At 34.8% G+C, this 12,641-nt stretch carries 11 protein-coding genes; 1 reads left to right on the forward strand and 10 read right to left on the reverse strand.

Features of this window, described 5'->3' with window-relative positions:
* Positions 1-362: 362 nt before the first annotated feature.
* Positions 363-1,754 carry a germination protein YpeB gene (gene ypeB / locus HPY74_16385; GenBank protein ID NSW92221.1) on the reverse strand — a complete coding sequence of 464 codons (1,392 nt, stop codon included), beginning with the start codon at positions 1,752-1,754 and terminating at the stop codon, positions 363-365.
* 16 nt (positions 1,755-1,770) lie between these two features.
* Positions 1,771-2,187, reverse strand: a complete 417-nt coding sequence (locus HPY74_16390) for a cell wall hydrolase (GenBank protein NSW92222.1) — start codon at positions 2,185-2,187, stop codon at positions 1,771-1,773.
* A 214-nt stretch (positions 2,188-2,401) separates the two neighbouring features.
* Between HPY74_16390 and HPY74_16395 the strand changes: the two genes are divergently transcribed.
* Complete coding sequence (locus tag HPY74_16395) at positions 2,402-3,580, forward strand: UDP-N-acetylglucosamine--LPS N-acetylglucosamine transferase (protein ID NSW92223.1); 1,179 nt, start codon at positions 2,402-2,404, stop codon at positions 3,578-3,580.
* Position 3,581: 1 nt separating this feature from the next.
* On the opposite strand, the gene HPY74_16400 is transcribed toward HPY74_16395, so the two are convergent.
* The 8 genes from HPY74_16400 to HPY74_16435 all read right to left on the reverse strand — a co-directional run bounded on the left by HPY74_16400 (position 3,582) and on the right by HPY74_16435 (position 12,203).
* A complete protein-coding gene (locus HPY74_16400) occupies positions 3,582-5,936 on the reverse strand; it encodes an AAA family ATPase (GenBank protein NSW92224.1) in 2,355 nt (784 codons plus the stop codon).
* A gap of 24 nt (positions 5,937-5,960) precedes the next feature.
* Positions 5,961-7,211 carry a DNA repair exonuclease gene (locus tag HPY74_16405; GenBank protein ID NSW92225.1) on the reverse strand — a complete coding sequence of 417 codons (1,251 nt, stop codon included), beginning with the start codon at positions 7,209-7,211 and terminating at the stop codon, positions 5,961-5,963.
* A gap of 6 nt (positions 7,212-7,217) precedes the next feature.
* Complete coding sequence (acpS, locus tag HPY74_16410) at positions 7,218-7,610, reverse strand: holo-ACP synthase (GenBank protein NSW92226.1); 393 nt, start codon at positions 7,608-7,610, stop codon at positions 7,218-7,220.
* Positions 7,611-7,613: 3 nt separating this feature from the next.
* Positions 7,614-8,363, reverse strand: a complete 750-nt coding sequence (locus HPY74_16415) for an NTP transferase domain-containing protein (GenBank protein ID NSW92227.1) — start codon at positions 8,361-8,363, stop codon at positions 7,614-7,616.
* Positions 8,364-8,403: 40 nt separating this feature from the next.
* Positions 8,404-9,087, reverse strand: coding sequence for a GntR family transcriptional regulator (locus HPY74_16420; GenBank protein ID NSW92228.1), 684 nt, complete (start codon positions 9,085-9,087; stop codon positions 8,404-8,406).
* 26 nt (positions 9,088-9,113) lie between these two features.
* Positions 9,114-9,998, reverse strand: a complete 885-nt coding sequence (locus HPY74_16425) for a 4-(cytidine 5'-diphospho)-2-C-methyl-D-erythritol kinase (GenBank protein ID NSW92229.1) — start codon at positions 9,996-9,998, stop codon at positions 9,114-9,116.
* A 191-nt stretch (positions 9,999-10,189) separates the two neighbouring features.
* Complete coding sequence (locus HPY74_16430) at positions 10,190-11,755, reverse strand: DUF3794 domain-containing protein (GenBank protein ID NSW92230.1); 1,566 nt, start codon at positions 11,753-11,755, stop codon at positions 10,190-10,192.
* Between the two features lie 181 nt (positions 11,756-11,936).
* Positions 11,937-12,203, reverse strand: coding sequence for a Veg family protein (locus HPY74_16435; GenBank protein ID NSW92231.1), 267 nt, complete (start codon positions 12,201-12,203; stop codon positions 11,937-11,939).
* Between the last annotated feature and the right edge of the window lie 438 nt (positions 12,204-12,641).

The following is a 12,641-nucleotide window of genomic DNA, read 5'->3' on the forward strand; positions in this document are numbered from 1 at the left end:
ATTTTATCATTTCTATATCTTCAGGACTAAATGTCCTACCTGAAAATGTTCTATTAGTATTGTTCATGACTTGATTACCTACCTCCCCCAAGTCTACTATACAATACTAATCTTGTACGTGTCCAACTCGGTTTTGCGAAAATATTTTTTTGCTACTCTCTATAACTCTTGTTTTCTCTTTCTTTTAAATTCGTGCTTCATCTCTGTACAAATGGACAGGGCCAGGTAAAATTTCGTGCAGGTATACATTACTTAAAACACAATAACGCCTGCAATTGCTTGCAAGCGTTACAATTTCAGCAAAACCTCGACAAAGAGAAGCAAAGCATACCTACCTTGTCAGCAGTTCATATATTATGGTATTACATTGTTAGAATTCCATTTGGTGTATCTACTATCATTAAAACATTTTCCTCTTTACCCGTTAATGCATTAATGTATACGATAAAATCCTGGTTATTAAACTTACCTTTAAATTCATACGTAAACAATTCAGTCTTATAGTCTGTGGGTATAATTGCAAGTCCTGAACTAATTATGTTTATCCTGTTGTTTATCTTTGCCCTGGCCTGCTCCATTGTAATTGCAGGACTCGGAATGTCTCTTACTCTATGAGATGAAAGGTATCCTTTAGCTTCCAAGCCTATAATTTCTCCTGTATCAAGGGCTATCTTGAGTTTTATTAAATCCGGATATGCTATCACATCATCCTGCTTATATGCATAGTTTATTGTAGCAGTATTATCTTCACTTAAATAATAAGTGTCTACCATACTCTTAAATCCACGGCTCTCCAGGAAGGATTTCCCTATGGCCTTGGCTTTGTCGATATCAATTTTCTTTTCATTAACCGGCCTGTTATATATCATCCAAAAAGGATGTCCTCCCTTTTGTGTTATATCAATAACTGCAGTTTGGTTATCAGGGACATTTTTAAACTTTACAGTAAAACTATAAGTTTTAATTGGCCCAGTATCATTTTTTCCCGTATTTTCAACAGACTCCACCTTATCTTTGCCAAAAAATTCAACCACCCTTTGTTTTGCCTGCTCTATATTCAACACTTCTCCTGTTACACCTTTAGGTTGTGCAGTAACAAGATGGTCCGAAAACGGGCCGTCATATATAAGACGGGGGTATTCCTGGAATGTTTTGTCAATGTTTTCAAATTGTTGTGCCGTAATATTTGCAGATGTCCTTTTAAATATACTGGGTCCTTTTTGGGCCAGCTCTCCCCATTTTATCCTGCCTGAAGCAATCTGCCCCTGAAGTTCGTCAAGGCTTCTATTAAGAGATGCTGCAAATCCATGCAGATTCTCAATAGTTTTGTATTCATCATCTGATATGTTTTTTCCTGACATGGTGTTGTTATTTAAAGAGTATGCAAAATCTCCCACCTGTGCAAGGAACTTTGAAGTATTTGCCAGTACATGCTGGTCAACAGGCAATTGACCAAGATAAGCCTGGGCAAAATTGGCCTGTCTCCATGCTTCCTGTAGAATAGCAGATGTTTTTTCCGGGGTTGAAGTAATCAAAGACTTTAGTAATAACGTTTCAACATTATTAACATATCCTATCATATCATAAAGTGCCCGATTATACTGGTTATCTAGTTGTTGTCTTAAACTGGCAGCATGTTTGTATTGGTATATACCCCATATTGCTACTGCTGCAATTACTACAATAACAATACTATACATTTTTCTGTCGCTTAGCCTTCTTTTAAAATCCTGGAGTTTATCTCTAAATCCCAAAATACCACCTCCACTATTATTTTCCAAAATAATGTTTGCCTATTTTCTTTACTATTTGTCTGCTCCAAATCCATTTACTTGTTGCTGTCGCAGGGTTCCAGTAGTATACACATCCATTTGTAGGATCCCAACCATTCAATGCATCCCTGGCCGCCTTTACTACGCTTGAATTTGGGTCAATAGCTACATTTATCTGTCCATTGGATACTGCTGTAAATGCTCCCGGTTGATATATCACACCGGCTATTGTTTTAGGGAATCTTGGATCTCTGGTCCTGTTCAATATTACCGCCCCAACTGCTACCTGCCCCTCATAAGGTTCTCCCCTGGCTTCTCCATTAATGGCCCTTGCAAGAAGCTGCTCATCGCTTACTCCTCTTCCCTGGGCATACGCCGTACCCGTTTTTATAATCTCTGTAGTATTAACAACCATTAATACAAGTAAAAAAATAAATATTATAAAGGATATAGTAAATATTCCCGTTTTTTTCAATAGTTTCATCCTCCTTTACAACTGATATTTTTTGCATTTTATAAAAAAATATACATGTCTGCATCAACTATAAACTTCCGGCGCATAATTATTTACAAGAGCATTCCTGTAGTAAATGAAATGGAGGCACAATATTATCCGGAGGTGGTGTTATTTGGACATATTATTTTTGTCAGTTTCAACTGGTGGAGGTCATATAAAAGCTGCAGAAGCTTTAAAGGAATATGTAAAAGAACAGTATCCAGGTTCAAGATGCCTGATTGTGGATACTTTTAGGTATATTAGCCCTCTTGTGGACAAATTTATAGTTGGAGGTTATCTTAATATGATAAAAAAAATACCCTTTTTATACGGCAGCCTATATAAATTATCGGAAAACAATAAAAATATAATTGACATGACCTATACTATAAGCTGTCTGTTTTCATACAAATTAATACCATTAATCCGGAATTTCAATCCTTCAATTATCGTATGCACCCATACATTACCTCTTCAAATGGTTTCCCATCTAAAGCAGGAAAAAATGATATCAGTGCCTATAGCTGCCATAGTAACAGATTTTGTCCACCATCCTTTTTGGAAACTGGAAAATGTAGATGCGCTAATTGTGCCTCATGATAAAATAAAGCTTGAAATGATACAGGCAGGAATTCCTGGAAATATAATTTATCCTTATGGTATTCCCATATCCGAAGGGTTTCTTAAAAAATATGACAGAAAAAAATTTTTAAGAGCTCTTGGACTAGAAGACAAATTGACAGGATTGATAATGGGAGGAAGCCTTGGAATAAGGTCGGTATATAATTCTTTTGAAATGCTTGTAAAGTCTAAGAGAGGTATGCAAATTATCGTGGTTACCGGTAAAAACACTACACTAAAAAAGCGGATTGAAAGCCGTTTTCCTCTTTACTGTAGTAATTATAGCAATAACGGTAATAATTATAGCAATATTTATAACAATAATTATAATCAAAAAGCTATCAGGGTGTTTGGGTATACAAATATAATACCATGCCTTATGGATATATCGGACTTTATTATTACAAAACCGGGTGGTATGACAATTTCCGAAGCCCTTGTTAAAGGACTGCCTATATTTTTAACTTCGCCAATCCCAGGGCAGGAAGAAAGAAATTCTCATTTTCTTGTCAGCAGTGGCGCAGCAATAGAAATCAAACCTGGTGACGATCCGGACTACGCTTTGGCTAATACGCTGGACAATACTTCAAAGTTGAAAAATATGAAAGAAGCAGCAAAATATCTGGCCCGTCCATATTCGTGCTATGATACGGCATTGCTGTTAGAAAAGCTGGCAACCGTTAAACATTAGGCTAAACATTAGGCATTTTTATCACATTTACCCCTCTGCATATTTCCCTGGCAATATCAACTTCTCTTTTTTTACATGTAAACATTATAATCTGCCTCCCATTAGACATTTCATTTATAAGTTTCAAGGTTTCTTCAACCCGTACATCGTCAAATTGAGTAAATACTTCATCCATTATAAGGGGGAGGCTTTCTTCTTTTTGTGAAATCAAATCAACCATAGCAAGCCTTAAGGCAAGGTACATCTGGTCTATTGTACCGCCGCTAAGTTGCAGTACAGGAACTATATCTACCCTTTCGGGACCCAGAACTTTCAACATTAACTTGTCGTCAGCTCTTAAATCTTTATATTTCCCGCCTGTAATTTGTTTTATATAATATCCCATTCTATCATTCAATGCCGGCATATAGTCTCTTTGTATTTCAAGGCTTGCCTCTTTCAGGACTTCCAGGGCTTTAGACAAAGAAAACTGTATCCCTTCCAGTTTCTTTTTTTCTATCTCCAGTTCTTCTATCTCTTCAATAGTTCTCTGCAATTGGTCATCATCATAATCTGAAGTGTTAAGAATTGTCTCATATTCCTTCAATTTTAAAGTTAATGCAGCCTCTTCTTCCCTAGCTCTTTCATACGAAATCTCCCAATTTTTCTCCATTTCAATTAAGCAAGTAATGATTTTCTCCTGGTCGTCGTCCTCTTCGTGCAAAAACTGTATAAGTTGTGAATTGTCTTCAGACTTTAATGTTCCAATTAAAGAGAGAAGCCTTGCCTTATAATCCCAAATATCTTTTTCAATTTTCTCAACTTCCCGCTCAAGATCCTCTATTCCGCTAACATTTGAATTCGTAAGATAAGAAGCTCTTTTTAGTTGAATATTTGTGCTGTTTTCCAACTCTTTAAGTCTTTGTTTAAGGGTTTTGAATTCTTTCATTTTTGTTTTTCCTTCATCAAGGGCAGTTTTCACTTTGAAAAACTCTTTAAAACTCCCAACGCCGAAACTTTCCAAAATACAATCAAGCTCTTTTCTGCTGGAATCATACTTCTGCATTATATTTTTTATATAAGTATCCAGAGAACTTTTTTTCTTTTTAAGGTTTAAGTATTTTTTATTTACCCTATTTTTTAAAAATAACAATATGGCCGGCACAACTAATGCTATTATTACGCCAAAACCCGGAAGGATTGCAGGCAAAAATCCGCTTTTAAATGCCTGCCTTCCGGCAGCAATCAATCCTGCTGCAAAAAGTAAAGAGATAGCAATACCGGCATTTAATATTTTTTTTATTTTATTGGCTCCGGTTATTTTTTCGTCTAGAATTCTACTGTTTTCTTTACATTTTACCCATTCATCCTTTAAACTGTTAATTTCATCCATAAGGCCAATAACTTCTTCTTCATTAACCGCCGTATTCAATCTATCCATCATACAAATTGATGAAAACTGTAATGAGTCAGAACAGAAAAGTGTCCTATCGCCCTGGTTTTCCTTAATTTTCAAAAGTACATCTTTGGACTCATTTTCAAGTACCTTCAAGTCCTCTTCAATTTCTCTCAATTCTGCTTCAGTTTTTTTAAGCTCGTACAGTCCCTTGGCAATTTTGATGGATTCTCCTAAAATATCCAGCAGCTTTTTTTTCTTTTTATTCTCTATCATCAATCTTTTAGTTTCATTAAGACATGCTTCTATCTCAACAAGATTTTCCCTTTTACTTTTAAGGTCATGAGATATTTCATTGAGTTGGTTAAGTCTCCGGTTTACTTTATCAAGGGGCCGAGTCGACGATTTCTCCGTCCCCACATAAGTTTTAAGAGCACCCTTTAATGCCTTTTCTGCAGTTTTAAATGAAATATCTTCAAACCCTGTTTCACTTACATTCATAAGCTTGTTAATTATTTCTTCTTTTCCGCTAATGTCAACTTTTGCCTCCATCTGCTTAATGAACAGGGTTTTTTCAAAACATGTTTCATTTAGGCCCAGGTGTTTTTCTGCAAACTTTATCCTTTTATCTCTTCCTGTTTCAAAAGCATGTGTTATATCATTGAAGGAAGAATCCAAAATATAGACAGAATTATCGTTGAAGTTTCTATTCACCATATAAAAAGACCCATCATTAAGAATATACTCCATAAAACCGCCATATTGATTGCCTTCCCAGGGTTTAAACCGTTTAATGGGCGGTATTACTCCTTCCCTTTCTCTTCCTCCCCTAAGGCCGTAGAACATACCTTTAATGAACCATTGGACTGTAGACTTTCCCGCTTCGTTTTTCCCATATATTATATTAAAACCGTCGGTAAATTCAATTTCTAAATCTTTCAGCCTGCCGAAACCTCTTATCCCCAGCTTCTTAATTATCAATTTGCATCAACCTATCCTTCTTGGTTACCAAATTACATCAACCTGTCCTTTTTCAATTGCCTGAATTCCGTAATATAAAGATTTTATCAAAAGCTCTTTTTCATAAGTATCTTGGGTTTTCTCAATAAGCTCAAGAAGCTTTTTAGTAAACAGGCCTTTTAATCCTGTCTCTTTTTTGATTTCTTCAAAATCATAATCCGGCACTGCCTCATTTTTTACCTTTATATAGAATACTTTATCTTTAAAACAAGAAAAAATATATTCTGTATCAACCTTGTATTGAGGGTCAATATAACCATAAAGTACTATACTTAATAATAGTGAAGGCATATTAAGAAATTCCATATTAATTGATGCCATATCATCCGGAGAGGTTATATACGTGGATATATTAGGTATTCCGGCAATGGCATCAGTAATTTTAGCCGTAATCTGCTCATCGGTAACACAGCCTGATATATCTACTCTTAATACTTCATACCGTTTTTTATTAGTAACTATAAAGTCTATATTAATCTGCCTGTCCTGAATTCCTTTTTTAACTATGCTCCCTACATAAACCCCATGTTCTCCCGGCTCATCAAAACCAAGAGGCTCAGGGCTGCCCGGGTTAAATATGATTTCATTGCTTCCGATATTATCCATCCTTTTATGAAAATGCCCCATGGCAATATAGTCCATTCCGAGTGATGCCAATTGCCTGCTTGACATGAGATTATAGCTGTTTCCGCCAATATTCAAGTCCAATGTACCGTGAGCCAATAATATATTAATATTATCCGGGTTAATATACTCCTTAATATTGTTGTCCTTTATATTGTTTTTGGAATGGTTTTCCGATATAAAAATGCCAGGAAAAGCATCGGGTCCATATATGCATATCCCCTCTTCTTCAAGATACACATAGTTGTTATCCTTAGTCAAAATATGCACATTCTCTGCCCACTCAAAATTTTCATAATATGAACCCTTAACCCAAGGGTCATGATTTCCCGGCACAATAAACACTTTTATATTGCTTATACTTTTAAAAACATTGTTAATAAAATTAATTGTAGATTTTCTTACATAATTATGCTCATACAAATCTCCGGAAATAAAAATGAATTCTACTTCTTTATCTCTGGCTATCTTTATAATATCTTGAAAAGTATTCTTTAAGTCCATCCTTCTTAATGTAGATTTGCTTATTAAAGAGTTTTCCTCTATTCCCAGGGAAACAAAGGGTGTATCCAGATGTATATCGGCACAATGTAGAAATTTTATGCATCTCAAGTCTATTCATCCCCCATTATTTGTCTCGATTATTACATAAGCAACGGCATAGCATTTACAATGGGCCATGCTTAAAGAAATGTCTTTTCCATTTAAAGCCGAAAAATATCCTTTAGTTTTACCTGTTAAAACAATGTAAGGCTTACCGTACCCATCATTTAAAACCTCGATATCCTTTAAATCCACTCCCCTGCTTATACCCGTACCAAGAGCCTTTACTAAAGCTTCCTTGGCTGCAAATCTTACTGAATAACTCTGGTATTTATTAGCCTTTTTACTTTCACAGTATTCTATTTCTCTTTCAGTGAATACTCTGTTCACAAAGGCTTGTCCCCTTTTTTCAAAAGCCTTTTTTATCCTCTCAACTTCTATAATGTCAACACCGCATAAAATAGCCAAAATCTACTCCTCCCGTGGAAGGTAATATGATGCAGCATTTAAATCGCTATACTTATCAACATCCTGTCCCACTTCAGGATAAAGAGAAACAACTGCTTTTGCTTTTATTCCGGATATACGGAAAATTCTTTCTTCTACTGCTCTTATAGTCAAATTTCCCATAATTAAGCGTATCATAAACCCAAAACTTAGCAATCTTGCCATTTTTAACGGGTTTTTTCGTGCCTTCACAAGCCTGTCGGCAAAAAGAAAGCCTTTTTCTAATGCTTTGGGATTTATATAGAAAATATTACCCCCAGTAAACCTACCTTCCTTGATTTTTACATATGTCCTTTCCATACCCGGATACTTACTATCATTTACCGACTTTTCTACAATGGGGTAACATAAATCCGCATTCAATGCTTTTGATTTTGATATAAAATCATTTATGGCTTCAGTAGTAATTAGGGGGATATCGCAAGTACAAATCAATATATTCTTATAGGTATTTAAATATCTAATTCCGGCCATAACACTCTCCATCACTGTACTCCCTGAGTCTATCACTGCATCAACTTTGTTATACAGATATTTTGCAAGTTTATCTTTTGGCCCTACCACCACAATTCTTTTTACATCTTCCGCCATTCTCACAGCATCTATTACATATTCTATCATCATTTTTCCGTTTATAAGGCACAACGCCTTGTTTCCAGCATCCTCCAGCCCCTTTATAAGCTGTTCGCCGGCAAGAATTATTGTATCCACCATTTTTCCACCATCCATTAATTATGAATTATATCGACCGGGGTTAGTTCAGGTCATTCTTTGTTACAGCATTAATTATCATTATTTCCTGACTTCTTATATGCCTTTTAGCTGCTTCCCTTGCAGCATTAGCATCTTTACGCATAATAGCTTCATAGATTTCCATATGTTCCCTTATTACTTCCTTGGTACTGCTTAAGTCCTTCAAGTAGATAACTCTAAAACGGTAAACCTGCTCTCTCAAATTATTTACGATTTGAATAAGTCTGTCATTTTTGGAAGCACGATAAATTACATCGTGAAATTCCACATCTTTTTTAATGATACCTTGCAGGTTGTCCTTTTCCACGTAATTTTCAAACTGGTTTTGTACGTGTTTCAATTCCCTAAGCTCGTCATCAGTAATTCTCTCGGCTGCCAGTGCTGTAGCAAGGCCGTCCAAGGACGCCCTTACTTCCAATACATCCATAATATCTTTCACTGATAATTTTGCCACATGAGCCCCTTTCCTCGGGACCATCTTAACAAGTCCTTCAAGTTCAAGTTTTCGTATAGCTTCTCTTACGGGGGTCCTGCTTACGCCCATTTTTTCCGCAAGCTGTACTTCCATAAGCCTTTCTCCGGGTTTTAACTCCCCCATGATTATTGCTTCTCTTAATGTTGTAAAAATAACTTCTCTTAATGTTTTATAGTCATTCAGTTTTACTTTTCCAAGTTTACTAGACATTACTAATCATCTCTCCTTATAATTCCTCAAAATGTTTCTGTAGTAAAAACATTCCATCCATTGTACATAAGCATTTTATAAGCTTTATCTGCCGTCTGTTTGTCTGTAAATATCCCAAATACAGAGGGCCCGCTGCCGCTCATAATACTTCCCAAGGCACCCAATTCTTTTAGTTTTTCTTTTATAATATTAATTACTGTATACTTGCTTGCAGTAACAGTTTCCAATACATTTACCATATTTTTTGCCAATAAGTCAATCCTTCCTTTTCTAATAGATTCTAAAAGCAGTTCCATATCAGGTCTTTTACTTATTTTTCTTATATTAAGGCTTTCGTATACCCATCGCGTAGAAACCTCTATATCCGGTGAAACAATTAAAATATAAGTCCGAGGCAGCTGTACAAGTTCTGTTAAAACATCCCCTATTCCTTCTGCAAGCACGGTACCACCTTTTATACAGAAAGGTACATCTGCTCCTATATTACGTCCTAGATAAATTAAATCTTCTTCATCTGCCCCACACTCAAAAAGCCTGTCCATTCCCTTTATCACAGCGGCGGCATCAGCACTCCCGCCTGCAAGCCCGGAAGCTACAGGAATATTTTTCTCAATTATTATCTTTACACCTCTATCAATTCCATACCTCTCAATAAATAATTCTGCAGCTTTATATGCGATATTTCCCTTGCCTGGAGGTACCTTGCCGCAATCACATTTAACTTCAATACCTTTTTCTGCAACACTTATTATTACTCTGTCGTAAAGTTCAATTGTTTGCATTATTGTTTTTATATTATGATACCCATCCTGCCTTTTGCCTGTTACGTCAAGAGATAAGTTGATTTTGGCCCTGGCCTTGAGCTCAATGGATTGGGCACTTCCTAAAATCTTCCCATTTTGTCCTTTCATATTGTTTAATGTTACCCTTCACTGTTTTAGCATTGAACCGGTTTTATCTTTATCGGCATTTTCTATGTTTTTTGCATGCTGCTTATTTTGAATACAATTATATATCAAAAGAGAACATCTTTCAATAAAAAATGCCTGACATTGGTACATTACAGTAATTGTGAGTAAAATACATTCTTAATTCATATAATTCATTTTCTTGCTATGAATACCTGCATACCTGGGGTAATTGAGGCTGCATCTTCAATTTTATTTTCCCTTACGATATCATCAGTTGTGGTCCTGTACTTCTTTGCAATATCCCATAAAGTATCCCCTTCCTGTACAAAATACACGGTTATACTTGGTCTTAACTTATGTATTCTTTCTTCATCAACAGGATTCTCTATAACCCTTTCAACAAAAACTTGTTCTATAGTATCATAAAATTTTGAGGTAATGCCAACTACCAATCTAATTTCAACATCTCTGGAAGATAGCATGCTGTAATTGCTGTGCTCTATGTCCAGTCCAATTTCGCATCCCATACTGGGTTTTATTCCCCGGATTTCCACCGGCTGCTTTAGTGGAATATCTTGTTTCCAGCAGCAAATTGGCTGTTCGGGAGAATTTGAATAATAAAGTACATTATTGGTAACAAAGCCTTTTATTGTAATTCTGTTTTCCTCTATTTCATATTCCGATAAGACGGGTTTGCTAAAAACGTTAAATATTTCTATAATTTCAGGAAAATCATTTTCTAAAGTTAACGTCTCTTTTAGTACAGCCTGGCTTCTGTTCCCTACAAGAAGTTCTTCCATGCTTATTTTTATCTTTTCAAGACTTAACTCTGTCCTTAGCCCATACATATCTACTATAACATCCATGTCTTCTTTAATACTTCCGGAAACCCATATATTAATCTCAATTTCTCCACTCATCAACCTGAATTCACCGTCTTCATCTTCAATAGGCTCAAAACTGAAATTTTGAATTTCACAGTCTATTTCAAGGTTCGATTCTTCATCAATTCCAGGTAAGTCAATAATTTGAGTAAAAGGAATTTCATGTTCCATAAACCTTATACTTCTTTCTTTATCATCCCCTGCATATAAGGTTTGAATATTGGCCTGCCCCTTAACAATTATTTTATTATCTGTTATTTTATATTCTGTATTAGCAATTCTTACATCATTTCTCAATATTTCCCTTATTGACGGATTCCCCGAAGGTATCTCAATAGAATCTTTGATAGTGCAGATGGCCTGGTTACTGCCTATAAATCTGTTTACAGTAATACTGTTCTTAAGTATTTGTACATCTTCATTATCTTCTATATTATTTATAACGTAGTATTCGTTTTCTTCAGTTATATTACTTTTTATACTGAGTATTGCTTTTACATTAACTTTTCTCCCATTTACAAACTGACAGTCAATATGTTCTACATCGCACTTAACTCTGCCCTCCATTCCTTTAAAGACACCCGGCACATCCATACTATGGGTAAAATCCGTATTTATGTTGAAAGCCTTAATATTCTGTTCCGGTCCGTCTTCAATGTAAAGGATTTTATGCCGTATAATTCCGTCTATAGAAATTTTTTCATCATCTACTTCCGTATTTACAATATAAGCATCTCCATCAGCAAATAGGATTCTCCTAATATCAGGCTTTGTATCAGGTACAATAATATCATTTTCAACAATTATCTGTACACTTCCGCGGTTTACAACCCGGTTCGCTTTTATAACTTCCCTAACTAACTTAACTGACATTCTAATCCACCTCTTACTTATCAGAATATAATAAACAAAAATCTTACTATGTAATATATATTGAAAAGACTATGAAAATATTACTTTATACATAAATAAAGCAACCGGTTTTATTTCAACGGTTGCTTTATTTTAACACTTTTTCATAAAGAGGTAGATAGTTTACCTATATTAACTGATATTAACTGACCTGGATTTTCCGGTTATTCTTACATACAACAAGTTCAACTGCATTTGTCAATACGTCAGTATAACTATAAGAAACTCTTCTAGTCATTTCATACTCATTTTCAAACCTGATGGTAAAAATACTCGGGTAAGTATTTTCTATAACACCTTCCCTTATACAAAATTTTTTTCTTCCCTTATTTGATTTTAACTGTACTCTTTCACCGATACAGGTTTCAATGTTTCTCTTTATCTGAATAAGATCACTTTTTTCAGCCATTACATCACCTCATCATTAGTTTGTTAATATTATATCATATTAAATTTAAAAAGTCAAAAAAAAAGTAAAATATTATAACAATTTATAATGCCTTATGTCAAGTACTGTTTGCATGCAAAAACTGAAAAGTTGCTATAAGAAAAATAAAAAAGCATAATATAAAAAAACAGCACAAACATTTCCAAATATTGCTATTATCGTTTTGTTATCAAGTATAAAAATACCAATATTAATAATTTTATCTAAATATGAGCAGCACAAAATAGGCATACACTTTGCATACCTTTAAAAATTCTTTGTAACAAAACGAATTAATATTAACTTTAGTCTTTAAATTTAAGTCTTAAATAATTAACAGTTCTAGCAGTTCATTCGTATTCTATATTTTTGTTCCACCCCAAGAATATCTAGTATTTCCCATATATCAAATAATGCGTA

The sequence above is a fragment of the Bacillota bacterium genome (assembly GCA_013314855.1).
Classification (GTDB): domain Bacteria; phylum Bacillota; class Clostridia; order Acetivibrionales; family DUMC01; genus Ch48.